This is a genomic window from Glutamicibacter sp. NPDC087661, assembly GCF_044743275.1.
Taxonomy (GTDB): domain Bacteria; phylum Actinomycetota; class Actinomycetes; order Actinomycetales; family Micrococcaceae; genus Glutamicibacter.
Genome location: NZ_JBIUWE010000001.1, coordinates 208,231 through 233,628, shown reverse-complemented (window position 1 = coordinate 233,628; position 25,398 = coordinate 208,231). Strand labels below are relative to the sequence as shown.

Sequence of the window (25,398 nt, the reverse complement as noted above, 5' to 3'; positions counted from 1 at the left end):
CTAGGCCTCCTCACGGTCTAGTTCGTCGACGAGCATGGATTGCTGTTCAGCCAGCTGCGGGGTCTTGGCCGAGTACACGTGCTCGAACAGCTCACGTGGATCGGTGTTGGCTTCCTGGTTCATGCCATCACGCAAGGTCTTGGCGACCGACTCGGCGTCTGCGGTGATCTTGGCGACGGTGCTATCGGTCAAGAGCCCGGCATCGTCCAGGTACGCCTTCATGCGGGTCACCGGATCCTTGGCGATCCATTCCTGGACCTCGGAGTCCTCGCGGTAGCGCTTGTCGTCATCTGCGTTGGTGTGCGCCTGCATGCGGTAGGTGTGGGCCTCGATCAGCAGCGGGCCGTGGCCTTCGCGGGCCATGCGCACCGCACGGGTCATGATGGCCATCAAGGCCATCAGGTCGTTGCCATCCACGCGCTCGCCGGCCATGCCGTAGCCAACAGCCTTGTGGGCCAGGGACGGGGCGGCACTTTGCTGCGAGAGCGGAACCGAGATGGCGTACTTGTTGTTCTGCACGAAGAAGATCACCGGAAGGTTGAAGACCGCGGCGAAGTTCAGCGCTTCGTGGAAGTCGCCCTCGCTGGTGGCGCCATCGCCGCACATGGCCACCACTACGGTGTCTTCGCCGCGCAGCTTGGCAGCGTGGGCGACACCCACTGCGTGCAGCAGCTGGGTCGTGAGCGGGGTGGACATCGGTGCGCAGTTATACGCCTTCGGGTCATAGCCGCAGTGCCATTCGCCGCGGAAGCTGGTCATGACTTCCATCGGGGCTACGCCCTTGGTCAGCACCGCTACCGTGTCGCGGTAGGTTGGGAAAAGCCAGTCGTTCTCGCCCAGGCACAGGGCTGCTGCGATTTGGCAGGCTTCCTGCCCGTGGCTGGAGGGGTAGACAGCCATGCGGCCCTGGCGGACCAGTGCGGAGTTCTGGTCGTTGACGCGGCGGCCGGTGACCAGGGCCGCATAGGCTTCCAGCAGCCGGGCCGGGCTTGGCAGCGGGTACTCGTGGCCAGGTTCAGTACCCTGCTGGTCCTCTGGGCGCAGGGTTCCGTCCGGGTTCAACAGGTTGATCATGTGGCGTGCTGGCAGCATGTAGTCTTCGGGGGTAATCCCGAATTTCTTGCTGACATCAGAGATGCGATCTGCATGCGCTTCAGTGCTCATGTTCTCCCACCTTTCGTGGTTCTGGCTCGGTCCATGAGCACAACTGCTTGTGACTCACTTCACCTAAACATCATTTGCAATCAATTATGGGTATGCGTGGCATTCTGTATCCAGTCCGGCGTGGAATCGTGGAAAGTTGTGATTGGTATCCTTATACTCGTAGACGAAAAGTTTCGATAGATTGTGTTTGGAACAGAGACGTCCGACACGTCAACAAGGAGTACCAATGGCCGCGGAAGCGGAGTTAAAACTCGATGATGTCGACCATGCGATCCTCGCTGAGCTAACCAGCGACGGGCGCCAGTCGGTCACCACCGTGGCACAAAAGGTGCATGTATCGCGTGCCCACGCCTATTCCCGTATCGCAAAGCTCCAAGATGCCGGGGTGATCACTCGTTATACGGCGGTGATTGATCCGGTGAAGGCAGGGCTCAAGGCCAGCGCCTACGTGACCTTGAAACTCCGCCAGCATTCCTGGCGCGAACTGCGCGATCACTTGGCGTCCATTCCCGAGGTGCATCATGTGGGCCTGGTCGGAGGCAATTTCGATGTGATCCTGCTGGTGCGAGCCAAGGACAATCTGGATCTGCGCCGCGTGGTCTTCGAGCAATTGCAGTCTTTGCCAACGGTCCTGGATACGCAGACCCTGCTGATCTTCGAAGACACCGACACTCGATAGGCAGCAGTTCACCAGAAGACACGAGAAGAGCACCTGGATACCATTTCCAGGTGCTCTTCTCGTGTCTGCTGCGAAACTACTTCTGGCCGGTGAACACCGGCTTGCGCTTCTCCTGGAAGGACTTGAAACCTTCGGCGTAGTCAGCGGTGTCGCACAGGGCTGCCTGCGCCCGGTTCTCGGTACGCATCGATTCCCACAGCCCCGCACGCTGGTCACGGATTTCCTTGACCAGCTGCTTGGAAGCGATGAATGCCTGAGTTGCACCCTGGGCTACCTTGGCAATGATTTCTTCGCTGCGCTCCACCAGTTCCCCGGGCGCGAACGCACGCGAGAACAATCCCGAACGCACCGCTTCAGCACCGGAGATCAGTTCGGCGGTGTAGATCAGATCCAGCGTGCGGTGTGCCCCGAGACGCTCGGTGAACAGCCAGTGCCCGCCCGAGTCCAAGGTGGCACCGAGGTTCGCGAACGGCGAGCCGATCTTGGCGTTTTCCGCGACGTAGACTACGTCGGTAGCGATCGCCAGCCCCAATCCCACGCCCAGGCAGGCCCCCTGCACCAGCGCGAAGGTTGGCGCAGGGAAGCTGGACATCTTTTCCAGCAGCGGCTGGACCTTGCCGTCAAGATAGCCGATCACGTCATCGTCCGCGGGATCTACCCCGGAGATGTCGCGACCTGCGCAGAATCCGCGTCCCTCGCCGGTCAGTACCAGCGCGCGCACGGTGCCCGCAGCCACGGCGACGGCCGCTTTGTCATAGGCTTCCGAGAGCTGCGCCAACGCAGCTTCATCCAGCGAGTTCATCTTCTGCGGAGCGTTGAGCACCACCCGCGCGATGGAATCTTCAATCGTCAGTTCGATCATGGATTCGTCCTGGCCTTTCTAGGCGTCGAAGTCGACGCTCAGCTTTTCGCTGGTTGGGTGCGACTGGCAGGTCAGTACGTAGCCGGCTTCGACTTCGTCGGGTTCCAGCGCGTAGTTCTCGGCCATGGTGACCGTACCGCAGGTGACCTTGGCACGGCAGGTGCCGCACACGCCGCCAGCGCAAGCGAACGGCACATCCGGACGCACGCGCAAGGCAGCGTTCAGCACGGTTTCGTTGGCCCGCACCGGCGACTTGACCTCGCCCTTCAGGCCGTCGAGGTTGAAGCTGATCTCGTAGCTTTCCTCATTCTCGTCCGCCACCACGGGACGGCCGATATGCCCTTGCGGCTTCGTCGGCTCGCCGGTGGTGAATAGCTCGAAACGGACCTTCTCGGCGGGAACGTCCAAGCTGGCCAGCTGGTCGCGGACCAACTGGACGAGCTCGAATGGGCCGCAAAGGAACCACTCGTCAACATTCGGTGCCTGGACCACGCTGGTCAGCAGCGTGGTGAGCTTCTCGGCGTCGATGCGGCCCGAAAGCAACGGCGAAATGCGCTGTTCGCGGCTGAGCACGTGGTGCAGTGCCAGCCGGGATGTGTAGCGGTCCTTCAGGTCGGCCAGTTCCTCCAGGAACATGACGTCCATGGCGGCCTTGTTCGCGTAGATCAGGTCGAAGCGGGTGTGCTCATTGGCTTCGAGGATCGTGCGGGCAATGGCCAGCACCGGGGTAATGCCCGAGCCGGCGGCGACGGCCACGAAACGGTCCTGCGCTTTGGTGTCGATGGTCGACGGGTTATTGATCTGGGTGAGCTTGTGCTTGGAGATGAAAGCGCCGGCAGGGCTCATCACATCGATCTGGTCCCCTGCGGCCAGGGACTCGTTGGCCCAGGTGGAGAACAGGCCGCCCAGGTCGCGCTTGATCGCCACCTTGATCTCGTCGCCCGTCGGGGCGGCGCAGATCGAGTACGAACGGCGCAGTTCGACCAGCTCGCCTTCGGCGTTGGGGATTTCCTTGCGCAACGCCACGTACTGGCCTGCGACGTAGTCGTATTCCTCGCTCAAGTCGCCAGGGATGGCGAAGCTGACTTCAATTGAGTCCTTGGTCAACCGGCGCACGTTCGAGACGGTGAGCCGATGGAAGGATGCCCGGCGTCGGGTGGGAGTGGTTTTTTCGGTCATGAGAGCACCTTGAAGTAGTCGAAGGGTTCCAAGCAGTCTTTGCAGGTGTAGAGCGCCTTGCAGGAAGTCGAGGCGAAGCGGGCCAACTCCCGGGTGTTCAGCGAGTGGCACCGCGGGCATTTCACGCTCATGCCCAGGGTGACGCGGCCTGCGTGGCCCTGGCCGGTCGGTGGGGCAATCCCGTACTCTTCGAGCTTGGCCTTGCCTTCCGCGGTCATCCAGTCCGTTGACCACGCCGGGCTCAGTACCAGCTTGACGTCAACCTTTTCATATCCGGCGTCTGCGAAAGCGGTGTACAGGTCGCCATTGATGGCATCCATCGCCGGGCAACCTGAATAGGTCGGGGTGATGACTACCTGCACGGTTCCGTCCTCGGCCATGTCCACCTCGCGCAGGATTCCCAGGTCCGCGATGGATAGCACCGGAATTTCCGGGTCGGTCACCTGGGAGGCGATAGCGAACAGGTCCTTGGCGCCAGCGATCGTCTTGCTCAAGACTGCTTCCCCCTTTTCGGGCAAAAATGTTGCGTAGTTACCAGCTGGCACCGGGATGCTTGCGGGCGAGAACTTGCATCTCTGCCAGCAGGTAGCCCAGGTGCTCCGAATGCTCGCCGCGGCGTCCGTAGGCCATGGCCTGTCCGGTTGCAGGAATCTCCAGTCCGGCGTCGGCCAGTACCGCAGTGATTTCTTCATCCCATGCACCGCGCAGGGTGGAGGGCAGCACGGCGATGCCCGCAAGGTCCTGGTGGACTTCCTCATCGCGGAACATCTCATCGACGTACGGCCAGAGGATTTCCAGGGCATGGCGCACCTTGGACGCTGATTCCTCGGTCCCCATGCCCAGGCGGATGGTCCACTGGATGGCGTGGTCGCGGTGGTAGTCGACTTCCTTGACTGCCTTGGCCGAGATGGCGGCCAGGGTTTCGTCCTTTGACTGCGCCAGCTGCTTGTAGAGCAGGTTCTGGAAGATCGAAACGATCAGCTGGCGGATGATGGTCACGCCGAAGTGGCCGTTAGGCTGTTCGACAATCCACAGCGAAGTGAATTCTTCTTCCTCGCGCCAGTAGGCCAATTCGTCTTCGGTCTTGTCCCAGGCCAGTCCGGCGTAGGTCAGGAACGAGCGGGCGTGGCCCAGGATATCCAGGGCGATATTGCCCAGGGCAACATCTTCTTCCAGTTCCGGAGCGCGGGAAATCCAGTGCGACATGCGCTGCGCCAGGATCAGGGCATCGTCGCCCAGGGTCAGCGCGTAGCGCGCAACCTCTTCGCTTGGCTTGACGCCGTCCACGGCGATGTCCTCCGGACGCAGGGCATTGCCCGGGGTGACGCGGGTGGCCGAGGCCAGCGCGTCGCCGAAGCTATCGAGCGCTTCGTCGAGTTCTTCGTGCTTCACAGGTGCTTCACTCCCTCACTGGCCTTGTAATAGGTCGCGTGGCGGTAGTCTTTGCCCTGCGGGGATTCGAAAAAGGAATCCTTTTCACCGGGGTCGGAGCTGATGATGTCCGAGGATTTTACGACCCATAGCGAGACGCCTTCATTGCGGCGGGTGTACAGATCGCGGGCGTTGCGCAGTGCCATCTGCTGATCCGGTGCATGCAGGGATCCGGCGTGGACGTGCGAGAGTCCTCGGGACGAACGGACGAATACTTCCCACAGGGGCCAATTGCTCTGTTGGCTCATGCTAGGCGACCTCACTTCGTGCTTGTTTTGCTGCGTATGCTGCGGCGGCTTCTCGGACCCAGGCACCTTCGCGGTGCGCTTCACGGCGGCGTTCCAGCCGCTGCGCGTTGGCCGGGCCATTGCCCTTGATCACTGCCATGAATTCATCCCAGTTCAAATCCTTGTGGATCCACTGCTTCTTCTCTTCATCGAAGTGCAACTGGGGATCCGGCAGGGTCAGGCCAAGGACCTTGACCTGCTCGGCAATCATGCCAACGAAGCGCTGGCGCAGTTCGTCATTGGAGAAACGCTTGATCTTCCAGGCCATGGACTGCTGGGAGTTCGGCGACTGGTCATCTGGCGGACCGAACATCATCAGCGAGGGTTCGTAGAAGCGGTTGATGGCGTCCTGGGCCATCTTCTTCTGCGCCTCGGTGCCGCGGGAGAGCGAGAGCAGGATTTCGAAGCCCTGGCGCTGATGGAAGGATTCTTCCTTGCACACGCGCACCATCGCACGGCCGTAGGGGCCGTAGGAGGCGCGGCACAGCGGAACCTGGTTGGCGATGGCCGCACCATCGACCAGCCAGCCGATAGCACCCATATCCGCCCAAGTGCGTGCAGGGTAGTTGAAGATCGAGGAGTACTTGGCCTTGCCGGAGAGCAGCTGCTCGTTGTACTCGTCGCGGGTGGTGCCCAGGGTCTCGGCAGCCGAGTAGAGGTAGAGCCCGTGCCCGGCTTCATCCTGCACCTTGGCCATCAGAATTGACTTGCGCTTCAGCGAGGGAGCACGGGTGATCCAGTTGGCCTCAGGCTGCATGCCGATGATTTCGGAGTGCGCGTGCTGGGAGATCTGGCGGCTGAGGGTCTTGCGGTACTTCTCAGGCATCCAGTCGCGTGGCTCGACGCGGGAGTCCTGATCGATCAAGGCGTCGAAACGCGCTTGGGACTGCTCTTCTTCGTAGCTCGGGACGGCACTCAGTCCCGGCTCCTGCGGTGTGGTCGGGGCCATGGGTTCACCTCATCGAAAACAAATTACATACTGACCGTTCGTTCAGTATGTCAGAGTGCGTTCGATCACGTCAACACCAACCCACTCCAGGCACAACAAAACCCCGGGAAAGAATTCCCGGGGTTTCCTTGAAGCTGGGGATTAGGCGTTAGCCAGCGCCTTTTCCGACTTCTTGCCCTTGAATATCAGCGCATCAAGCGAGATGCGGCCTGGGCCCGTCAAGAGCAGTGCCAGCGCGCCGGCAGCCAGTGCCAGGACAAGCTCGAAGCCGCCATTTTCCACGAACACGCCACCTGAGGCATGAACCATGAACAGGGCGGCAATCATCTGCAGGCCCAGCAGGCCAGCGAAGACGCGGGTCAGCAGGCCAAGGATGATCGCGGCGCCGCCGGCGATCTCCAGGGTTGCCGCCACTGGAGCAATCAAACCGGCAGCAGGAACGCCCATCTGGCCAAAGGCCGCAGTGGTGCCCTCGATGGTGAACTGGAAGTATTTCTGCCAGCCATGAGCCAGGAAGAGGAAGCCGAAGGCCAGGCGAAGCAGGGTACGCGCAGCGGTCTGCAGACCCGGGTTGTTTTCCAGAGCGGACATATTTTAACTCCTAGGGATTGGGGCACGGGAAGATCCCGTGTGGCTACTGCTCCAACCCTACAAGGGGATAAGTTGAACCTTCAAGCATATGAAGGTTTTTGTCCCGTAAGCTTCGTCACGAAAAAACCGTGCTGCCCGCAACCAGTTTCATCTGGTCGTGGACAGCACGGTTTTCCGCTGGCTTGGCGGTACGGCTCAGAGAACCTTGGACAAGAAGTCCTGGGTACGCGCCTGCTGCGGGTTGCCGAACAGCTGTTCGGGCGCACCCTGCTCGCAGACAACACCATCAGCCATGAAGACCACGCGGTCAGCGACTTCGCGCGCAAAGCCCATCTCGTGGGTCACCAGAACCATGGTCATGCCGGTGTCGGCCAGCTCCTTGATAACCTGCAGCACTTCGCCGACCATCTCCGGGTCAAGAGCGCTGGTAGCCTCGTCGAAGAGCATGATGCCCGGGGCCATGGCAAGCGCGCGGGCGATGGCCACACGCTGCTTCTGGCCGCCAGAGAGCGAGGCCGGACGGGCGTTGGCCTTCTCGCGCAAGCCCACGCGTTCCAGCAGCTCAAGTGCGCGCTCCCGGCCTTCCGCCTTGCTCATCTTCTTGAGCTCGACCGGCGCCAGCATGATGTTCTCTGCCACGCTCATATGCGGGAACAGGTTGAAGTGCTGGAACACCATGCCTACATGGCGGCGCACCTCATTGATGTCCACCTTGGGGTCGGTGACATCAAAGCCATCGACAACCACCTTGCCCGAGGTAATGTCCTCAAGCTTGTTGAGGCAACGCAGCAAGGTGGACTTGCCGGACCCGGAAGGGCCGATCACGCACACCACCTCGCCTTCGCGGACATCCATGTCGATGCCCTTGAGGACATTGTTGGAGCCAAAGGACTTGTGCAAGTCCTTGACCTGGATCTTCACGTTGGAGCTTTGCTCGGTTACGGTGCTCACTTGTTGAACCTCCGATCGGCATAATTTGCCAATTTGGTCAGCGCCATAATGGCAATGAAGTAGATAATGCCCACGATCAGCAGCGTCTCAGTGACACGGAAGTTCGCCGCGTAGATCTGCTGGCCCTGGTAGAGCAGCTCGGTGAAGCCGATAGCCAGCAGCAACGAGGAGTCCTTCAGGCTGATGATCAACTGGTTGATCAGCGACGGGGTCATCATCTTGAAAGCCTGCGGGATCACGACCTTCTGCATCGACTTGCCATAGCCCAGGCCCAGCGAACGGGATGCTTCAAGTTGCCCTGGATCCACCGACTGGATACCGCCGCGAACGATTTCGGCGACATAGGCACCGGCGTTCAGCGACAGCGTCAGCACGCCTGCGGTCCAGACGCTGATCTCCCAGCCGGTCAGCTGCGGCAGGCCGAAGTAGAACATGAAGGCCCAGAGCAGCAACGGGGTGCCGCGGAAGATGTTCACGAAGGTCGTGGCGATGCCGCGCAGCACGATGTTCCCGGAGATCTTCATGAAGCCGAAGACCAGGCCCAATGCCATGGCAATGGCGAAGGAAATCGCGGTCACCAGCAGGGTGTGCCACAGACCGGTCATCAATGCGGGAATGGACTTGACCAGCAGGTCGAAGAAGTTGCTTGGCGCCGCTGCGGTCGGGTCGGCAAGGTAGGAGTCCAGGATCTGCTGGTACTCGCCGTTGGCCTTCAGCTCGGCCAAGCCGTCGTTGAACGCTGCCAGCAGCGCGGTGTTCTCGCCCTTGTTCACGGCGAAGCCATAGGAACCGCCCGGGACCTTGTCGGTGACGGTCTTCAGGCCATTGCCCTGGGCAATGCCGTAGGCCAGCACCGGGTAGTCGTCGAAGACGGCAACTGCAGAACCGGCCTTGACCGATTCGTACATGGTGGCCGACTGGTCCAAGGACTTGACCTCGAAGCCGTATTCCTCGGCGATGGACTTTGCATAGCTTTCGCCCTCGGCGCCGGTCTTGGCGACAACGGTCTTGCCTTTCAAGTCCTCGTAACCGGTGATCTCGTCATTGCCGGCAGCGACAGCCATCTGCACGCCGGACTCGAAGTACGGCTCGGAGAAGTCGTAGATCTCCTTGCGCTCGTCGGTAATCGACATGCCGGCGATCACGCCATCCACCTGGTTGGAGGAAAGGGCGGCCAAAGCCGCATTGAAGCCCAGGGACCTGATCTCGACTTCAAAACCCTGGTCTTCGGCAATGGCGCGCAGAAGATCCATGTCGATACCGGTCAGTTCGCCGTTCTGGCGGAACTCGAAGGGCGCGAAAGTCGTATCCGTGCCGATGACGTAGGTCTGGCCCTCGACGCTTTCACTGCCTTGGGCCACGGCCGAGGGTGCCCCGACGACCAGGGCCATCAAACCGATGGCAGCCGCGGCTATCCATCGGGCCAGGCGCCCTGTGGGGGCAGCTGTTCTTTTCTTTTCCACTGATGTATCGCTTTCTCGTACTGAAGGGCGAATGGCCCAAGTTGCAGATGATACGTTCTGCCTGCAAGCCTAGGACTTATAAAGCCTAGCCGGTACCCCGCGACTCGCCTGCACTTGCATCGTTATCGGTTTGAAACCGCTGTTCTGTCCGCGCTGAGCATAGCTGCACCCGCATAGCACGGTAGTGGGATTGAATAGGGGTATGACTCCAGAATCGTTGACCGCCAATGCACCGCGTGCCGCAAAGCTGCCCACCACCCGCAGCTTCCACGGCGATGACTTCATCGACAACTACGAGTGGCTGCGGGAGAAAGCCAACCCGGATGTCATCGCGCATCTGACCGCAGAAAACGAGTACACCGACACTATTACCGCTAGCCAGCAGCCGCTGCGCGATGCCTTGTTCAGCGAGATCAAGGCACGCACCGTTGAAACCGACTTGTCGGTTCCAGTGCGCCGCCGCGGCTGGTGGTACTTCACCCGTTCGGCCGAAGGCAAGCCCTACACCATCCAGTGCCGCGTCAAGGCATCGGACACCGGGGACCTTGTTGCCGACTGGACTCCCCCGGTCATCGACGCGGAAACTGCATTGCCTGCCGAAGAGGTGCTGCTTGATGGCAACGCCTTAGCCGAAGGGCAGCCGTTCTTCTCGCTCGGCGGCATGGCGTTGAATGAAGCAGGCAACTTGCTTGCCTACTGTGTCGATAATGCGGGCGATGAGCGATTCACCCTTTTCATCAAGGACCTGGACACCGGCCTGCTGCTGAGCGACACCATTGAAGGAGTGTTCTACGGCCTGGCCTTCTCCCCCGATTCTTCAACTGTCTTCTACACGGTGGTTGACGAAACCTGGCGGCCACACCAGATTCGCGCTCACCTGCTGGGGACCCTCCCAACGCAGGACAAGATCATTTTCGAGGAAAATGATCCTGGCATGTGGCTCGGCTTCGATCTGAGCCCGGACCGCAACACCCTGATGATCTCCAGCGGCAACTCCGAATACGCTGAAACCAGCATGCTGGATCTGGCCGAGCCTTCGGCTGCCGTGACCTTGCTGGTGCCGCGCTCCTTGCGCCTGCTGCACGGAATCGACCTGATGCCGGGCGCCGGCCAGGCCTTGATCACCCACGACCACCAGGCACCGAACAACATGGTGTCGCTGGCATCCCTGGACCAGCTGGGCGAAAACGCCGACCCGGCGCACTGGCAGACCGTGGTGGCCCACGAGGACACGGTCAAGATCGAAGGCACCGCGCTGACCGGTTCGCACGTGGTGCTCTCGGTGCGCCGAGATACCTGCGAGCGCGTGCAGCTGATCGCCTTGGACGGATTGGGCACCAAAGCCCAGCAGCCGGCCATTGAACCGGATTTCGATGATGAGCTGTTCACTGCCTCGGCGACCTTTGCCGAGCTGGATGCTCCGTTGATCCGCATCGGCTACACCGCAGACTTCACCCCGGCCCGCGTATACGACCTGTGGCTCCAGAACCAGTCGCTGGTGCTGCGCAAGCAGACCCCGGTGAACAACTTCGATCCTGCCAAGTACCTGTCCACCCGCGAGTGGGCCACCGCGGCCGATGGCGCCAAGATCCCCTTGACCATCATGCGCCGTGCCGACCTGGATACCTCGGTTCCCCAGCCGGTGCTGATCTACGGCTACGGTTCCTACGAGGCCTCCATGGATCCTGGTTTCGGCATCCCCCGCTTGAGCGTGCTGGATCGCGGAGTGGTCTTTGTCATTGCCCACGTGCGCGGCGGCGGCGAGCTGGGCCGCAACTGGTACCTGCAGGGCAAGAAGCTGCACAAGAAGAACACCTTCACCGACTTCATTGATTCCACACAGTACCTGCTCGATTCCGGGTGGGCCGATCCGCAGCGCATCGCCGCCCTGGGCGGTTCGGCCGGCGGACTGCTGATGGGCGCTGTCGCGAATATGGCTCCGCAGCTGTATACCGCGATCATCGCCCAGGTGCCGTTCGTCGATGCCTTGACCTCCATCCTGGATCCAGAGCTTCCGCTCTCGGCACTGGAATGGGAAGAATGGGGCAACCCGATCGAGAGCAAGGAGGTCTACGACTACATGAAGTCCTACACTCCCTACGAAAACGTCACAGCACAGGATTACCCGAAGATCGCTGCGGTCACCTCGCTCAATGACACCCGTGTACTGTATGTGGAGCCAGCCAAATGGGTGGCCAAGCTGCGGGAAGTCGGTACCGGACAGGCCCCGATTGTGCTGAAGACCGAAATGGATGGCGGTCACGGCGGCGCTTCGGGACGTTACGAGTCCTGGAAGGCCCGCGCGTGGGACTACGCCTTCGCCTTGGACGCCCTGGGATGCACCGACGAAATCTAAGTAGCAAAGGAACGGCGGCCATGCACCACATCAAGATCAGCGACTACCGCAACGACCCTGCGATTCGCCGCTTGCTGGTGCTGGCCGCCGAACCTGCCAACGAGCAGGCGCTTGAAGTGCTGCTCGATGAATGCGAAGGCCTTGAGGTGCTTGCCATCGCCACTGCCGCGGGCGATATTGCGGCACTGGCCGCCTACCGGCACAGCGGCAAATACGCGGTGTGCGTTGAATACCTGGCCGTGGAAACATCCCACCAGGGCCGGGGGCTGGGCTCGAGGCTGCTCGCTGAGCTGCGCGACTGCCATGAGAAGAACGTTTGGGCCACCACTGCAGAGGATGCGGTGGGTTTTTACCGCTCGCTGGGTTGCGTTGTTTCGCAGTCTTCTGCCGACCCGCGCTGGCCGGATGCCCGGCGGTACCTGTGCACCTTGCCCTTCTACCCGCTGCTCACCGACCAGCCAGATGAAGATCCGGAATACGAGGCCGTGGGTGGAGAGCTGATGCGCGGCCTCATAGAGATTGCCGAGCCATCGAAGCAATGGGCCAGGGACTTCCACCGCCTGCACCATCGAATCGCCAGTGTCCTGGGGGCCACCGCGTTGGCCATTGAACACACCGGCTCGACATCCGTTCCGGACCTGCCCGCCAAGCCGATCATCGACATCGTCTTGCTGGTCCCCGACGCGGATCAGGAAGCGTCCTACGTTCCGGCGCTGGAATCCAGCGGCATGCTTCTTTGGCATCGTGAACCTGGCTGGTATGGCCACCGCATGCTCAAGCCCGCTGCCGGTTCGCGGCTCCCCGAGGCCAATATCCATGTCTTCAGCGCAGGAAGCCCCGAGTATCTGCGGCTCGTGATTTTCCGCGAGCATCTGAAACACCATGAAGCCGACCGTTTGGCATACGCCGCGGTAAAGCGGGAAGCCGCCCGCGCATTGGCTGCAAGCGACGGCGAGAACGGCCTGGTCATGGACTACAACCGGATCAAGGAACCTTTCATCCTTGACGTCCATCAACGAATTTTCACCGCCTGAATCCGCTGCGCTTCATCGCTGAAACAGTACCGCCGATACGGCCGCATAACTTGACTTAGCTCACATAATGTTATTACCTAATGATCGTTCGGTAAATAATTCGGCGAAGGAAGATGATGAGCGAAACACAGCTAGAGAATTCGGTCCCGCACGCCATTCTCCGCAATGACTACGCCACCCAGTGGATGGGAATCGAAGTCGTCGAGGTCTCCGACGGCCACGCAGTCATCACCATGGCGCTCCGGCAGGAAATGCTCAACGGCTTCGGCATTGGCCACGGCGGAATGATCTTCGCTCTGGCCGACACTGCGTTCGCACTGAGCTGCAATCCGCAGGCAGGCTCCGACGAGACCATCACGGTAGCCTCCGGCGCCGACGTCAACTTCCTCAAGCCAGCCATTCCCGGACGAGTGCTGACTGCCACCGGCAACCGTGTCTCGCAGCAAGGCCGCAGCGGGATCTACGACATCAAGGTGACCCAGCCAGCGGCCGACGGCTCAATTGAAACCGTCGCAGAGTTCCGCGGACGATCGCGCACCGTCCCGAAACCGAAGAACCGCTAAGCACCCTGCCCACTCGACACGAAAGTTTCAGCATGTCCCAGAACACCGACCGCGACAGCCTTCCGAATCCGCTTGATCCAGAAGAAACCATGAGCCGTGAGCAGATCGAAGCGATCCAGCTGACCCGCTTGAAGGAAACTCTGCACCATGCCTACAACAACGTGCCGTACTACAAGGCAAAGTACGATGCCGCTGGCGTGCACCCTGATGACCTGAAGGAACTGAGCGACCTCGCCAAGTTCCCCTTCACCGACAAGGAAGATCTGCGCAAGAACTACCCTTTCGGCATGTTCGCCGTCCCGCAGCATGCAGTCGCCCGCATCCATGCCTCCTCGGGTACCACTGGCCAGCCCACCGTGGTTGGCTACACCAAGAAGGACCTGGAGGACTGGGCCAAGCTCGGCGCCCGCTGCCTGCGCCTGGCCGGAGTCAAGCCAGGCTGGAAGGTCCACAACGCCTACGGCTACGGCCTGTTCACCGGCGGCCTGGGTGCGCATGCCGCCGCCGAGCACCTCGGAGCGACGGTCATCCCCATGTCCGGAGGCCAGACCGACAAGCAGATCTCGCTGATCCAGGACTTCGAGCCTGATGCGATCCTGTGCACGCCGACCTACCTGTTGACCATTGGCGATGCCATGCAGCGCAAGGGCCTTGATCCGCGGTCCACCTCGCTGAAGGTGGCCGTCCTCGGTGCCGAACCATGGACCGAAGAGATGCGCCACGAGCTGGAAGAGATGTTCAACATCACCGCCTGCGACATCTACGGCCTCTCCGAGGTCATGGGCCCCGGGGTGGCCGGCGAATCCGGAGAACGCAAGGATGGCAGCCACATCTGGGAAGACCACTTCCGCCCGGAAATCATTGATGCCTTCGACGAAACCAAGGTGCTGCCCGATGGCGAGCACGGTGAATTGGTCTTCACCTCGCTGACCAAGCAGGCCCTGCCGATCATCCGCTACCGCACCCACGATTTGACCCGCCTGATGCCTGGCACCAGCCGACCGGGCCACCGCCGCATGGGCCGCATCACCGGACGCAGCGATGACATGATCATCCTGCGCGGCGTGAACCTGTTCCCAAGCCAGATCGAGGAATTGATCCTGAAGGTGCCGACCCTGTCGCCGCACTTCCAGCTGATCCTGACCCGTCCGGATCGCATGGACCAGCTGGCGGTGAAGGTGGAGCGCCGCGGCGAGGCGTCCATCGAAGATGCCACCAACGGCGCCAAGGAACTGGCCAAGCTGATCAAGATCCATGTCGGTTCTTCCTGCGCCATCGACGTTGTCGAACCGGAATCCCTGGAACGCTCCATGGGCAAGCTCAAGCGCATCTACGACATGCGCGCTAACTAGCCTCCGCCGGGACATGGGATAATCAACTAATCATGGAAACTACCGATACTGCCAACCGTCCGGCCAAGCGTGGCCGCCCTGGTTACGATCAAGAAACCGTTTTGCGCATTGCTGTCGAGGCATTCAACGAATACGGCTACGACGCGACCTCCATGGGCAAGCTCGCCGACCGACTGGGTATCAGCAAATCCGCGATTTACCACCATGTCCCGTCGAAAGAGGACCTGCTGCGCCTAGCGTTGGATGAGGCGCTGATTCCCCTGGAGGCGGTGATCGCCGAGGTCCGCTCGCATGAGGGCACCGCGGATGAGCGTCTGGAATTCTTCCTGCGCGCAACCTTCAGGATCCTGCTGGCCAAGCGTTCCTACGTGACCTTGTTGTTGCGTCTGCGTGGCAACACTGATCTGGAACGCCAGGCGCTGGAACGCCGCCGCGCAATGGACCGCCAGCTGGCAGAATTGGTGACTGCCGCGCAGTCGGATGGCAAGTTGCGTGCCGACTTGGAACCTCGGGCCACCGCCAGGCTGCTTTTCGGCTTGATCAACTCAGTGGTGGACTGGTACCGCGCTGACGGGCCGATCGACGGACCCGAGTTGGAGGACCAGGCTGTTTCGCTGCTCTTCAACGGCCTGCATACCGGCGGCGCCTGATTCCAAGTCCGGGCTCCCCATATCGGCTCCCGCCTTCCAGTCGGGAGCCGACGTCGCTAACCGGGCTGGGCGTCCGCTGCAATGTGGCGCAGCCAACCTTGTAATCTTGCCGTCCTCACAGAAATCACCGTTAGCATCGAAGGGGTGCTTTAGCACCTGTCATTCTCGATCAACCAAGTGAAGAGCGCTGTGGATTCCATCTTAGAAACCCTTTTCATGGCTACCGCCGACAGCAGTAGTTCCTTTGTCCAGATTTTGCTCTCGGCTGCGAGCATGCTGCTCGTCTTCGTCTCCGCCGCACTGCTGGCGCACCGCAACGACCTGGGTTGGTGGACCCTGATCCTGGGTGTCTTCGTAGGCCCGGTCATTTCTTCGATGCAGTTCGACCTGCTGGGCCTGATCTACGCCGTTCCGCTGCTGCTGATTGCAATCTTCGGCCTCTGGCGCTTCTCCCGCTACGAGCTCAAGGGAAAGTTCACCCGCATGGTCACGAGCACCGCGGTGACAGTGTGGTCCGCGCTCGGCCTGCTCGTGGGCCTGATCCTGCTGGTCGCCTTGCGCTTCGGCCCGTTCCTCTTCAATGGCGGCTTCATGAGTGCAACCCCGGAAATCTGGGTGCTGTACTTCGCTGATGCGGCCATCTTCGCATCGTTCGTCATGGTTGCCCGCGGTGTGCGAGCTGGCTGGCTGGTGCTGGCCGTGGCCGCCGTTGCCGATCTGGTCGTCTACTTCCTGATCTCCCCAATGCTGGGCATGCTGGGCCTGTTCGTCTTCATCGCCTTGGCGGCACTGTACGGCTTCTTCCTCTGGCGCAACCTGCCAGCCGCCGGCCAGGCCGGTCAAGGCATTGCAGAGCTCTCCGAGGCCGAGCTGGCACTGGATGCCGCCAAGGAAGCTACCTTGGCGAAGCTGAACAAGCAGCACGGAATCAACGGCGCTTCCTAGGCTTCGCGAAAATGGCGTTGGACCACGATTTCCTCATCGTGGCCCAACGCCATTTCTTGTTTCCCGCGAAGGGGTCAGCCGGACTTAGCCGTTCCAGTTGGCATAGGTCGAGTCGGTCTTTTCAACCAAGGTCAGCACGTCGTAGGTGGCGACCAGTTCATCGTTCTGGTTGTGCAGCACCGCATCCCAAGCAACCTCGCCGTATTCGTCGGTGACGCGCGGGGTGATTTTCTTGGCCGTCAGGGTGACGCGAATCGAGTCGCCGGCAGCTACAGGGGTGATGAATCGCAGTGATTCAAGGCCGTAGTTAGCCAAGACGGGTCCCGGAGCGGGCTCCACGAACAGTCCCGCGGCCCAGGAAACCAGCAAGTAGCCGTGGGCCACGATTCCCGGGAAGAACGGGTTGGCTTCGGCGGCGGCCTGATCGGTGTGCGCATAGAAGGTATCGCCGGTTTCGTGAGCGAATTCGGTGATCTTCTCCAAGCTGACTTCACGCAGATCCGAGACGAAACCGTCACCGATCTTCAGCTCAGCCAGCGACTTGCGGAACGGGTGGACGTTCTGCGGCTTACCGCCAAACTGCTGGCTGCCAGCGAGGGACTGCTGGGCACCGGTGTGCCAGACGCCGCTCAGCGCGGTGATCATGTTGGGTGAGCCCTGCACCGCGGTGCGCTGCATGTGGTGCTTGACCGAACGGATGCCGCCCAGTTCTTCGCCGCCTCCGGCCCGGCCTGGACCGCCATGGACCAGATGCGGAACCGGAGAGCCGTGGCCGGTGGTGGATCGTGCGGTTTCGCGGTTCAGGATGTGCACGCGCCCGTGGTGCGCGGCAATGCCCAACGACAGGGCGCGCATGGCTTCGGCGTCATTGGTGCACACGGTTGCGACCAGCGAGCCGGCGCCCATGGCAGCCAGTTCCACGGCCTCGTCAACGCTGCTGTAGCCGATGACGGAACTGACAGGGCCGAAGGCTTCGCGCGAGTGCACCATCGGGTTGCGCGCGTCGTTCCAGCGAAGGACCACTGGGGACATGAAGGCTCCGCCTTCTGCCACGGCGTCCTTTTCGGGAGCGACACGTACCGCAGGGGCATCCAGGCGGCCGTAGGCCAGCTCGCCGCCGGCAGCGATCATGTCCTCGACGGCCCCGCGCACATCGGCCAGCTGTTCCAGCGAAGCCAGGGCACCCATGGTGACGCCCTCAACTCGAGGATCGCCGATGACCACCCGTTCATCGATGCGCTTGCCAACGGCCGAAATGACCGCATCCACCTGTGCTGCAGGCACGATGTTGCGACGGATGGCGGTGCATTTCTGGCCGGCCTTCGACGTCATTTCATTGACGACAACCTTGACGAAAGCGTCGAATTCCGGGGTGCCTTCCACAGCGTCGGGGCCGAGGATGGCTGCATTCAGGGAATCGGTTTCAGCCGCGAAGCGCACGCCTCCGTCGATAACGTTGCGGTGCGACTTGAGCTTGCTTGCGGTGGATGCCGATCCGGTGAAGGCGAACATATCGCGGTAGTCCAGGTGGTCCATGATGTCGCGAGCAGAACCGGAAAGCAGCTGCAGGGAACCCTCTGGAAGGATGCCCGAGTCCAGCATCATGCGCACAGCCGCTTCGGTGAGGTACCCGGTGGGGGTTGCCGGCTTGACGATTGTCGGCACACCGGCGATGAAGGCCGGTGCGAACTTCTCAAGCATCCCCCAGACAGGGAAGTTGAAGGCATTGACCTGGACGACTACGCCGGCCATCGCGGTGTAGATGTGGGTGCCAATGAAGGAACCGTCCTTGCTCAGCGGCTCGGTGGGGCCATCGAGGATCACGTTGGAATTAGGCAGTTCGCGCCGGCCCTTGGAAGAGAAGGTGAACAGCACGCCAATGCCACCGTCGATGTCCACCATCGAGTCGATTTTGGTGGCACCGGTCTTGAAGGAAACCTCGTACAGGTCCTTGCGCCGCTCATTGAGGTACAGCGCTAGTTCCTTGAGCTTGAGCGCCCGCTCATGCAAGGAGAGCTTGGCTAGTTCGCGCTGGCCGGTCTGTCGGCCGTATGCCACGGCGCCAGCAACATCCAAGTTGTCCTTGGTGACGGTGACCAGCACTTCGCCGGTATTGGCGTCGCGGACCTCGGTTCCGCCTTGTGCCGCTGGGCTATGCCAGTTCCCCGCGATGTAGCTGGGTACTACGGTGATCTGTTCTGTCGTCATTGACGCAATTCCTTCCTGAACGGTCGGTCAGTATTACCGTTAACCATAGCAGGAAGGGGTGATCGAGGACACTTGCGCGCCTCGCTGCTTCGCCAGCGCTCTCCTGGCTCCTAGCGTGCCAGCTGGCGCAGGCGCTCCACGGCGTTCTCGCTCATTCCCTGGTCCAGCAAATACCTCCGCGTGGACCCGAGCCACCTGAGGAAATTCTCCAGTTCGCCAGCTCGGCCATGAATAATTTCCCGCAGTTGCCCTTCACTGCGGTAGCTCTCGTACGGGTGCTTGCGAGGGGAAATGCGATGCCACTCATTGATCCCCCTGACCGCGAGTTCATCATGGAGCAGGATCTGGCCATCCAAGCCAGCCAGCTGAAGCAGCATTGTGGCTATCAATCCCGATCGGTCGCGTCCAGCCGAGCAGTGGACCACCGTGCCCTGATCCGCGGTCGCGAGTCTCTCGAACACCGCCCGCAGGTGGTCGCCGAATTCCTCGCAGACCAGCTGGTACATCCCGGTGTGATTCATGTACGGCACCGCCACCGACTCGAAACGTTCATTGCCTGGCGATTCCAGCGGCAGGTTCACCAGCTCGATCCCTGCGAGGCTTGCCGCGGGCACCGCTGGGTCATGCTCGCGACGGCGGATTTCATCCGGGTTGCGCAGGTCGATGACTCTATTGACGCCAGCAGCGTGCATTTGCTGCCAACCCTCAGCCGTCAGCCACTCATGCCTGCCCATACGGTAGAAGGCTCCGCAGATGTGGCGGGCATTAACGGCTCCGCTCCAGTCCAGGTCCCCGGCTTGCTTGCGGTAGGTAAGGCTGTGGCTCATAAGCCTATTGCAACACATTGCCCGGCTGTTGTATTGTTCTAGTCATTGGCAAATGTCAATCAGTCTATTGAAGGAGGGGTAACAATGATTGCTTACCGCCTGAACAAGCCATTTCCCCCTTCTCCCAAGGACTACTTCCGATGCATTTTCCCGCTGGCCTCGAGGCCGCAAATTCGCCACTGATCGCCGCTGCCTCCACGAATGCCGATCAACAACTGAAATTCAGCAAGCACAAGCCGGTCTGGAACGACTCCGAGACCGGTGATCCGGCAAACGGCCAACGTTATTCGACATGGCCATTTATCGAGAAGGGCTTGCGCGGACCCAAACCGTATCCGCACTGGCTCATCGAAGAGGCCGCAGCCATCGACACCGAGCTGGGCATCTTGAAAACGGGCAAGGAAGGCGATGTCTTCCTGCTGGAACGTGCCACCGAAGATCGCAGCAGCCTTCTGGCAGCAAAGCGCTATCGTTCGCGCGAGCAAATGCAGTTCAGCCGCTCGCAGTCCTATAGCGACGGGCGCTCCGCACGGCGTTCGCGTGATAACCGCGCTATCCGCAACAACTCCACGTACGGCAAGCAGATCGCCGCTCTGCAGTGGGCCAATGCCGAATGGAGCTATTTGCTCCGTTGCTACGAGGCGGGCATACCTGTTCCCTACCCTGTGCAAATAGATGGCACCGAAATCCTCATGGAGTTCATTGCCGATCCAGACGATCAGCATGCGGCAGCGCCTCGCCTGCAGCAGCTCTCGCGCTTTGACCCGCGCCTTCCATCGCTATGGGACCAGCTCACCGGAGCATTGGAGAAATTTGCCGGGCTCGGCATCGCCCACGGAGACCTCTCCGCGTACAACATTCTTGTCTCCGGCGAAAGGCTGGTAGTAATCGATGTTCCGCAGTGCGTAGATCTGGCCGGCAACCCGAACGGCTTGGACTTCCTGCACCGTGATTGCGTGAATCTTTGCGATTGGTTCACTTCCAAGGGCTTGCCCAATGACCCCGATGAATTGTTCTCCTCGCTGATGAGCTACCTCTTCTGAGGACAGCCAGAACTGGGCGCGCCCGCGACGAATCCCGATGATTCGCCGCGGGCGCGCGCCTGCGACGAATCCCGATGATTCGCCGCGGGCGCGCGCCTGCGACCAGCTTTCCGCCGCCTACTTCGCCCAGGTAGGCAGGACCTGGCGTCCCCAGGTGGCGTTCGCGACAATGGCAAAGGAGCCGCACCAGGCCAGGAATGCGGTAACCAGGCCCAACCAGCCTCCGAGTTCGTGTATCAGCGTGCTGCCGGTGAAGGCGCCGATAGTCAGGCAGATGAAGGCCGCGGTCAGCATGGTGAACACGGCAACCAGCACGCCATTGGTACGCAGGGCGGCGACCGCCATGTAGGCGGTGAAAATGGTCCACCCCAGAAGGAATGCACCGAGGCCCGCCGGGCCCGCCGCCTGCGCTACCTCCGGGTTGGTTTCCAGCCACCAGAAGGCCATCCAGAATGCGCCATAGGAAGTGAACGCGGTGGCGCCGAAGACATTGCCTTTCGCGAATTCGATGACGCCAGCAATCAGCTGGACCAAGCCACCGTAGAATAGGGCAATCGCCAGGACGGCGGCGCCAGCTTCTGGAATGATCCCGGCGTTGGACAGGCTCAGCGCAAAGGTTGTCAGCGCAAAGGCGCCCAATCCCAGTGCCGCGGGGTCAGCCAGGCCCGGCTTGGCCGGTGCGGCTGGTGAGGCGATTCCAACGGGGTCTTCTCGGGTCAGCAGTGCGGTCATGGCGGATACTCCATCGTGTCAGCGGTCAGTTCAATCCAGGAAAGTGATGCCGATCACTTGCCTTTAGCAGGTATCCTAAATTGATGGTGAGTCGGATCACTACCATCTAAAGGAGGTAGCCGGTGACCACTGATTCTTCGCACGAAATAGCCCTTTTGGACCGCACGCTCAATACTTTGGCGGCACGCACCGGCCTGCCAGTTGCCTTTGGCGGTTTCGCCCGGTCCACGGGTACGAAGCTGACTTGTTTCGCAGGAACCCGTACCGGTTCGCTGCGTGGCCTGGTGGTCAAGCCCGGTGAGGGCCTAGGCGGCTTGGCGCTATCGCGGCGTCAATTGGCTGCCACGGATTCGTACCATGAGACCCCGGAAATCATTCACAGCTATGACCGGGAAATTGGCGGCGAGGGAATACTGGTCTTGCTGGCAGTACCGGTCGTGGTTGACGACCAGGTGCGCGCGCTGATCTATGCCGGACTGCGAAACCGCCGGCAGCTGACCGATGGAATGCTGTCCGCCGCCGCAGCAGAGGCCCGCCGGCTCGCTTGGGAACTATCGGTCCATGAAGAGACCCAGAGGCGCATGGCGGTGCTCAGTGCCTACGAACCGCAGGCCGCGCACCCCTCGGAGATGGCATTGAGCCAAGAAGATTTCAATGCGCTCTACACCGAGCTGCGCGATATTGCGCGGATGGTGCAGGATCCGGAGCTCGCCGCACGGCTCAGCACGGCCGGCACGATGCTGCGCCCAGGGCAGGGGCCAGCGCCGCAGGCAATCGACGGCCCCTCGAACCTTTCGCCGCGTGAGCTGGATGTGCTTTCCCATCTGGCGCTGGGCAAGCGCAACGCCTTGATTGCGACGCATCTGGGATTAGCCGAAAGCACCGTCAAAAGCTATCTGGCCTCGGCCGTGCGAAAGCTGGGTGCCACGAATCGCTTTGATGTGGTGTTGCGCGCTCGCAGCCGGGGCCCGATCCCCTAGGCGGCCATTCCGGGGACCCCGGGCCCGGGCTACGGGCGTCGCAACTGGCTTCAGCCGTTTACCAGCTGTAGAAGCCCTGGCCGGTCTTGCGTCCGAGCTTGCCCTGGGCCACCAGGTCCTTGAGGATCTGCGGCGGAGCGAAACGCTCCCCCAGAGTCTCGTGCAGGTACTGGGCAATGCCCAGGCGCACATCCAAACCGACAATGTCGGTGGTCTTCAGCGGGCCGGTAGGGTGCTTGTATCCCAGGACCATCGCGTTATCGATGTCTTCGGCACTGGCTACGCCGTCCTCGACCATGCGCATGGCTTCCAGAGCGATAGCCACGCCCAAGCGGGAAGAAGCGAACCCGGGAGCGTCATTGACCACCACTGCGGTCTTGCCCAGTGCTTGAACCCATCCGCGCGATGCGTCCACCAGGGTCTTATCGGTCTGCTTGCCGATCACGACCTCGATCAGGGTGGAGGCGGGAACCGGGTTGAAGAAGTGCAAGCCCAGGAAGTTCGCGGGACGCTGCAATTCCTTGGCCAAGCCGCTGACCGACAGCGACGAGGTGTTCGAAGCGAGCACCGCCTCGGCGTTCAGTGCCTGCTCCACGGCCTGCAGGGAAGAAACCTTCAGGTCCCAGATTTCCGGAACGGCTTCAACCACCAGCTGCGCGCTGGCGAACTGCTCGTAGTCGGTGCTGGTGGAGAAGCGGGACAAAAGCTCTTCGCGGCTTTCGCTGATCTGGCCACGGGCAATGGACTTGTCCACGGATCCGGCCACGCGCTCATAGGCCGCCTGCGCCGCCTCGTCGTCGCGTTCAACAACGAGAACGGCGCTGCCGCTGGTCAAGAAGGCGTGGGCGATGCCTGCACCCATGCGTCCGCCGCCGAGCACGCCCATCTGCTGCGGCAACGCTCCGGTGGTGAAGCTGGTTTGTGCACTCATGGTTACTTCTTCTTTCGATCTAGGAATGCTTGCATGCGGTCGAACTTGGCTTGGGACTCGAAAAGCATGCCCTGGGCCAAGGTATCGATCACCGGATGGACTTCGCGCGGAGCATGGAAGACGGACTTGGTGATGCGCACCGCCAGCGGATCCTGGGCTGCTATGCGATCTGCCAGGGCATCGGCGGCGGTATCCAGCTCGGCAGCCGGATGCAGTTCGGTCACCAGGTTGGCGGCCAGGCATTGCTCGCCGGTGAGCACCTTGCCAGCCAGCAGGATTTCCTTGGCCAGCGGCTCGCCGACCAGTTCCTTCAGCCGCCAGGTGGCGCCTGCGGCGGCCATGATGCCCAGATTCGTTTCCGGGTTGCCCATGCGCAGCTCGGGGGTGCCGATGCGGAAGTCCGCGGCGTAGGCCAGTTCGGCGCCCCCGCCCAGGGCGAAGCCGTCCAATGCCGCAACCACCGGCATCGGCAACTTGGCGATCCTGTCGAAGATGCCCGAGTTGATCCCGGCGAGCGCGTCATCCCGGCGGCGTTCGCGCAACTGGGAAATATCGGCTCCGGAAGCGAAGATGCCCTTGCGCCCCTTGGGATTCGCTTCGCTCGCTGCCTCTGCGGGGGTGCCAGCCATAATCAGGATCTTGGGATTCTTCTCCAGATAATCGCAGATGGTGTGCAGCTCGTCGACCATGGCCTGGTCAATGGCATTGCGGACCGCTGGGCGGTGCAGGCGCACCCAGAGGCGGTCATCGGTTTCCGTCAGCTTGAGGGTGGTGAACCCGCTGTTCAAATCGCCCACTTCTAGACGCCTTCCAGCAAGATCGCGGTGCCTTGGCCCACGCCAACGCACATGGTGGCAATGCCCAGCTTGCGCTGCTCGGAAGCCAGCTCCCGTTCCATGCGCCCCAGCAGGGTGATGACAATGCGGGAACCGCTGGAACCCAGCGGATGGCCCAGCGAGATGGCGCCGCCGTCGCGGTTGACGATTCCTGCATCGACCCCCAGCTCGCGCATGCTGGCCAGGGACTGGCTGGCGAAGGCTTCATTGATTTCCATGGCACCGATCTGGTCAATGCCCAGTCCCGCGCGTTCAAGTACCTTGCGGGTCGCCGGGACCGGTCCCATGCCCATGATTTCTGGTTCCAGGCCCGCGGCCTGCCCGTCGACGATTCGGGCGCGAGGCGCCAGTCCGTACTTCTTGATGGCCCGTTCGGAGACCACGAGGATTGCCGACGCTCCGTCGTTCAGCGTCGACGCATTGCCAGCAGTGACGACGCTTCCTCCCTTGACTACTGGGCGCAGGGCGGAAAGCACATCCATGGTGGTCCCTGGCCGTGGCCCCTCGTCGGTGTCCACGATGCTCTCTGCCTTGCGTCCCTTGACAGTGACCGGAACGATTTCATCGCGGAAATGCCCGGCCTCGATGGCGGCAATGGCCTTGGCGTGGGATTCGACGGCGAACTGGTCGCAATCCTCACGCGAGATGTTGTAGACGCGGGCGACTTCCTCGGCGGTTTCCGGCATCGAGAAGGTGGCTTTGCCATCGCGCGAGTACTGGCCGGAGAGGAATTGCGGGTTGGTGAAGCGCCAGCCGATGGAGGTGTCGAAGGTTGCTCCCGGCTTGGCGAAGGCCTTGGAAGGCTTTTCCATGACCCAAGGTGCCCGCGACATGGATTCGGTGCCGCCGGCGATCACGATGTCCGCGGCGCCGGCCTTGATCATGTGGCTGGCCATAGTGATGGCGCTCATGCCCGAGGCGCAGAGGCGGTTGACCGTGATGCCCGGGACGGTCACGGGCAGGCCGGCCAGCAGCGCAGCCATGCGGGCAACATTGCGGTTCTCTTCGCCCGCGCCGTTGGCGTTTCCGTAGATGACTTCATCAACGTCGGCCGGATCGATGCCCGCGTCTTCAATGACTCGGCGAATAGTCAGCGCGGCCAGGTCATCGGGGCGCACAGCACTGAGCGCACCTCCATAACGGCCTACCGGCGTGCGTGCTCCACCTACGAGAAATGCCTCGGTCATCTGTGCTCCTTATGCCAAAATGATTAGTGACCCTCAACACCTAAACTTACCGACCATTCGTTCAATAATAAAGTCGCGGGTCGCCGGATTTTCACAATTGAGCATTTCCAGGCCGCCGGGACCACATGGCCGGGCCACGGGCCAACCCCCGTTCTGTCCGCAATTGCGGGCAATCAATTCCATGTCAGTGGTTGATTT

25 protein-coding genes are annotated in these 25,398 nt (G+C 61.6%); 9 read left to right on the top strand and 16 right to left on the bottom strand.

Features of this window, described 5'->3' with window-relative positions:
• Positions 1 to 1,164, bottom strand: coding sequence for a pyruvate dehydrogenase (acetyl-transferring) E1 component subunit alpha (pdhA, locus tag ACIOTN_RS01100; protein WP_402734702.1), 1,164 nt, complete (start codon positions 1,162 to 1,164; stop codon positions 1 to 3).
• 226 nt (positions 1,165 to 1,390) lie between these two features.
• Between pdhA and ACIOTN_RS01095 the strand changes: the two genes are divergently transcribed.
• Positions 1,391 to 1,843: an Lrp/AsnC family transcriptional regulator gene (locus ACIOTN_RS01095; RefSeq protein WP_013349765.1), complete on the top strand. Its 453-nt coding sequence runs from the start codon at positions 1,391 to 1,393 to the stop codon at positions 1,841 to 1,843.
• 76 nt (positions 1,844 to 1,919) lie between these two features.
• Here ACIOTN_RS01095 and ACIOTN_RS01090 read toward each other — a convergent pair whose 3' ends face one another.
• From ACIOTN_RS01090 to ACIOTN_RS01050, 9 genes are all read right to left on the bottom strand, one after another.
• On the bottom strand, positions 1,920 to 2,705 hold the full coding sequence (locus ACIOTN_RS01090) for an enoyl-CoA hydratase/isomerase family protein (protein WP_402734701.1): 786 nt from the start codon (positions 2,703 to 2,705) through the stop codon (positions 1,920 to 1,922).
• Positions 2,706 to 2,723: 18 nt separating this feature from the next.
• Complete coding sequence (gene paaE / locus ACIOTN_RS01085; protein ID WP_105656922.1) at positions 2,724 to 3,884, bottom strand: 1,2-phenylacetyl-CoA epoxidase subunit PaaE; 1,161 nt, start codon at positions 3,882 to 3,884, stop codon at positions 2,724 to 2,726.
• A complete protein-coding gene (gene paaD, locus ACIOTN_RS01080) occupies positions 3,881 to 4,378 on the bottom strand; it encodes a 1,2-phenylacetyl-CoA epoxidase subunit PaaD (protein ID WP_332489069.1) in 498 nt (165 codons plus the stop codon). Before paaD ends, paaE begins: the two co-directional genes overlap by 4 nt.
• 37 nt (positions 4,379 to 4,415) lie before the next feature.
• The gene (gene paaC, locus ACIOTN_RS01075) at positions 4,416 to 5,276 is read right to left on the bottom strand and encodes a 1,2-phenylacetyl-CoA epoxidase subunit PaaC (RefSeq protein WP_402734700.1); all 861 of its coding nucleotides are present in this window, start codon (positions 5,274 to 5,276) and stop codon (positions 4,416 to 4,418) included.
• Positions 5,273 to 5,563, bottom strand: a complete 291-nt coding sequence (gene paaB, locus ACIOTN_RS01070) for a 1,2-phenylacetyl-CoA epoxidase subunit PaaB (protein WP_105656924.1) — start codon at positions 5,561 to 5,563, stop codon at positions 5,273 to 5,275. Before paaB ends, paaC begins: the two co-directional genes overlap by 4 nt.
• A 1-nt stretch (position 5,564) precedes the next feature.
• Positions 5,565 to 6,551 carry a 1,2-phenylacetyl-CoA epoxidase subunit PaaA gene (gene paaA / locus ACIOTN_RS01065; RefSeq protein WP_105656925.1) on the bottom strand — a complete coding sequence of 329 codons (987 nt, stop codon included), beginning with the start codon at positions 6,549 to 6,551 and terminating at the stop codon, positions 5,565 to 5,567.
• A 141-nt stretch (positions 6,552 to 6,692) separates the two neighbouring features.
• A complete protein-coding gene (locus ACIOTN_RS01060; protein WP_105656926.1) occupies positions 6,693 to 7,142 on the bottom strand; it encodes a DoxX family protein in 450 nt (149 codons plus the stop codon).
• 195 nt (positions 7,143 to 7,337) lie between these two features.
• A complete protein-coding gene (locus ACIOTN_RS01055; protein WP_105656927.1) occupies positions 7,338 to 8,093 on the bottom strand; it encodes an amino acid ABC transporter ATP-binding protein in 756 nt (251 codons plus the stop codon).
• The gene (locus ACIOTN_RS01050) at positions 8,090 to 9,556 is read right to left on the bottom strand and encodes an amino acid ABC transporter substrate-binding protein/permease (protein ID WP_402734699.1); all 1,467 of its coding nucleotides are present in this window, start codon (positions 9,554 to 9,556) and stop codon (positions 8,090 to 8,092) included. The genes ACIOTN_RS01055 and ACIOTN_RS01050 overlap by 4 nt, the downstream gene beginning before the upstream one ends.
• A 202-nt stretch (positions 9,557 to 9,758) precedes the next feature.
• On the opposite strand from ACIOTN_RS01050, the gene ACIOTN_RS01045 reads away from it, so the two are divergent.
• From ACIOTN_RS01045 to ACIOTN_RS01020, 6 genes are all read left to right on the top strand, one after another.
• Entirely contained in the window at positions 9,759 to 11,912 is a 2,154-nt protein-coding gene (locus tag ACIOTN_RS01045) for a S9 family peptidase (RefSeq protein WP_133833592.1), read from the top strand.
• Positions 11,913 to 11,932: 20 nt separating this feature from the next.
• Positions 11,933 to 12,946, top strand: coding sequence for a GNAT family N-acetyltransferase (locus ACIOTN_RS01040; RefSeq protein WP_332489073.1), 1,014 nt, complete (start codon positions 11,933 to 11,935; stop codon positions 12,944 to 12,946).
• Between the two features lie 116 nt (positions 12,947 to 13,062).
• The gene (locus ACIOTN_RS01035; protein WP_105656931.1) at positions 13,063 to 13,509 is read left to right on the top strand and encodes a hotdog fold thioesterase; all 447 of its coding nucleotides are present in this window, start codon (positions 13,063 to 13,065) and stop codon (positions 13,507 to 13,509) included.
• 32 nt (positions 13,510 to 13,541) lie between these two features.
• On the top strand, positions 13,542 to 14,861 hold the full coding sequence (locus ACIOTN_RS01030; protein WP_105656932.1) for a phenylacetate--CoA ligase family protein: 1,320 nt from the start codon (positions 13,542 to 13,544) through the stop codon (positions 14,859 to 14,861).
• Between the two features lie 32 nt (positions 14,862 to 14,893).
• Complete coding sequence (locus ACIOTN_RS01025; RefSeq protein WP_105656933.1) at positions 14,894 to 15,511, top strand: TetR/AcrR family transcriptional regulator; 618 nt, start codon at positions 14,894 to 14,896, stop codon at positions 15,509 to 15,511.
• A gap of 216 nt (positions 15,512 to 15,727) precedes the next feature.
• Complete coding sequence (locus ACIOTN_RS01020) at positions 15,728 to 16,456, top strand: nicotinamide mononucleotide transporter (RefSeq protein WP_402695869.1); 729 nt, start codon at positions 15,728 to 15,730, stop codon at positions 16,454 to 16,456.
• Positions 16,457 to 16,540: 84 nt separating this feature from the next.
• Here ACIOTN_RS01020 and paaZ read toward each other — a convergent pair whose 3' ends face one another.
• On the bottom strand, positions 16,541 to 18,664 hold the full coding sequence (paaZ, locus tag ACIOTN_RS01015) for a phenylacetic acid degradation bifunctional protein PaaZ (protein WP_105662536.1): 2,124 nt from the start codon (positions 18,662 to 18,664) through the stop codon (positions 16,541 to 16,543).
• Between the two features lie 110 nt (positions 18,665 to 18,774).
• Complete coding sequence (locus tag ACIOTN_RS01010) at positions 18,775 to 19,491, bottom strand: tyrosine-protein phosphatase (RefSeq protein ID WP_402734698.1); 717 nt, start codon at positions 19,489 to 19,491, stop codon at positions 18,775 to 18,777.
• A 140-nt stretch (positions 19,492 to 19,631) separates the two neighbouring features.
• Here ACIOTN_RS01010 and ACIOTN_RS01005 point away from each other — a divergent pair, with 140 nt between their 5' ends.
• Positions 19,632 to 20,534 carry a serine protein kinase RIO gene (locus ACIOTN_RS01005; RefSeq protein ID WP_402734697.1) on the top strand — a complete coding sequence of 301 codons (903 nt, stop codon included), beginning with the start codon at positions 19,632 to 19,634 and terminating at the stop codon, positions 20,532 to 20,534.
• A gap of 117 nt (positions 20,535 to 20,651) precedes the next feature.
• Here the strand turns inward: ACIOTN_RS01005 and ACIOTN_RS01000 are convergent, their stop codons facing one another.
• Positions 20,652 to 21,266, bottom strand: a complete 615-nt coding sequence (locus tag ACIOTN_RS01000) for an acetate uptake transporter (protein ID WP_105656938.1) — start codon at positions 21,264 to 21,266, stop codon at positions 20,652 to 20,654.
• 122 nt (positions 21,267 to 21,388) lie between these two features.
• Here ACIOTN_RS01000 and ACIOTN_RS00995 point away from each other — a divergent pair, with 122 nt between their 5' ends.
• Complete coding sequence (locus ACIOTN_RS00995) at positions 21,389 to 22,246, top strand: response regulator transcription factor (RefSeq protein WP_402734696.1); 858 nt, start codon at positions 21,389 to 21,391, stop codon at positions 22,244 to 22,246.
• 58 nt (positions 22,247 to 22,304) lie between these two features.
• Here the strand turns inward: ACIOTN_RS00995 and ACIOTN_RS00990 are convergent, their stop codons facing one another.
• The 3 genes from ACIOTN_RS00990 to ACIOTN_RS00980 are packed head-to-tail and all read right to left on the bottom strand — an operon-like array spanning position 22,305 to position 25,200.
• Complete coding sequence (locus tag ACIOTN_RS00990) at positions 22,305 to 23,177, bottom strand: 3-hydroxyacyl-CoA dehydrogenase family protein (RefSeq protein WP_332594625.1); 873 nt, start codon at positions 23,175 to 23,177, stop codon at positions 22,305 to 22,307.
• Positions 23,178 to 23,179: 2 nt separating this feature from the next.
• Positions 23,180 to 23,974, bottom strand: coding sequence for an enoyl-CoA hydratase/isomerase family protein (locus ACIOTN_RS00985; protein WP_402734695.1), 795 nt, complete (start codon positions 23,972 to 23,974; stop codon positions 23,180 to 23,182).
• Between the two features lie 2 nt (positions 23,975 to 23,976).
• Entirely contained in the window at positions 23,977 to 25,200 is a 1,224-nt protein-coding gene (locus ACIOTN_RS00980; RefSeq protein WP_105656942.1) for an acetyl-CoA C-acyltransferase, read from the bottom strand.
• Positions 25,201 to 25,398: the final 198 nt, after the last annotated feature.

Excerpts from the sequence above, each read along its gene's own strand:
- pdhA (WP_402734702.1), bottom strand. The coding sequence starts at position 1,164 with ATGAGCACTGAAGCGCATGCAGATCGCATCTCTGATGTCAGCAAGAAA.
- ACIOTN_RS01095 (WP_013349765.1), top strand. The coding sequence starts at position 1,391 with ATGGCCGCGGAAGCGGAGTTAAAACTCGATGATGTCGACCATGCGATC.
- ACIOTN_RS01090 (WP_402734701.1), bottom strand. The coding sequence starts at position 2,705 with ATGATCGAACTGACGATTGAAGATTCCATCGCGCGGGTGGTGCTCAAC.
- paaE (WP_105656922.1), bottom strand. The coding sequence starts at position 3,884 with ATGACCGAAAAAACCACTCCCACCCGACGCCGGGCATCCTTCCATCGG.
- paaB (WP_105656924.1), bottom strand. The coding sequence starts at position 5,563 with ATGAGCCAACAGAGCAATTGGCCCCTGTGGGAAGTATTCGTCCGTTCG.
- paaA (WP_105656925.1), bottom strand. The coding sequence starts at position 6,551 with ATGGCCCCGACCACACCGCAGGAGCCGGGACTGAGTGCCGTCCCGAGC.
- ACIOTN_RS01060 (WP_105656926.1), bottom strand. The coding sequence starts at position 7,142 with ATGTCCGCTCTGGAAAACAACCCGGGTCTGCAGACCGCTGCGCGTACC.
- ACIOTN_RS01045 (WP_133833592.1), top strand. The coding sequence starts at position 9,759 with ATGACTCCAGAATCGTTGACCGCCAATGCACCGCGTGCCGCAAAGCTG.
- ACIOTN_RS01040 (WP_332489073.1), top strand. The coding sequence starts at position 11,933 with ATGCACCACATCAAGATCAGCGACTACCGCAACGACCCTGCGATTCGC.
- ACIOTN_RS01035 (WP_105656931.1), top strand. The coding sequence starts at position 13,063 with ATGAGCGAAACACAGCTAGAGAATTCGGTCCCGCACGCCATTCTCCGC.
- ACIOTN_RS01030 (WP_105656932.1), top strand. The coding sequence starts at position 13,542 with ATGTCCCAGAACACCGACCGCGACAGCCTTCCGAATCCGCTTGATCCA.
- ACIOTN_RS01025 (WP_105656933.1), top strand. The coding sequence starts at position 14,894 with ATGGAAACTACCGATACTGCCAACCGTCCGGCCAAGCGTGGCCGCCCT.
- ACIOTN_RS01020 (WP_402695869.1), top strand. The coding sequence starts at position 15,728 with ATGGCTACCGCCGACAGCAGTAGTTCCTTTGTCCAGATTTTGCTCTCG.
- paaZ (WP_105662536.1), bottom strand. The coding sequence starts at position 18,664 with ATGACGACAGAACAGATCACCGTAGTACCCAGCTACATCGCGGGGAAC.
- ACIOTN_RS01010 (WP_402734698.1), bottom strand. The coding sequence starts at position 19,491 with ATGAGCCACAGCCTTACCTACCGCAAGCAAGCCGGGGACCTGGACTGG.
- ACIOTN_RS01005 (WP_402734697.1), top strand. The coding sequence starts at position 19,632 with ATGCATTTTCCCGCTGGCCTCGAGGCCGCAAATTCGCCACTGATCGCC.
- ACIOTN_RS01000 (WP_105656938.1), bottom strand. The coding sequence starts at position 21,266 with ATGACCGCACTGCTGACCCGAGAAGACCCCGTTGGAATCGCCTCACCA.
- ACIOTN_RS00990 (WP_332594625.1), bottom strand. The coding sequence starts at position 23,177 with ATGAGTGCACAAACCAGCTTCACCACCGGAGCGTTGCCGCAGCAGATG.
- ACIOTN_RS00980 (WP_105656942.1), bottom strand. The coding sequence starts at position 25,200 with ATGACCGAGGCATTTCTCGTAGGTGGAGCACGCACGCCGGTAGGCCGT.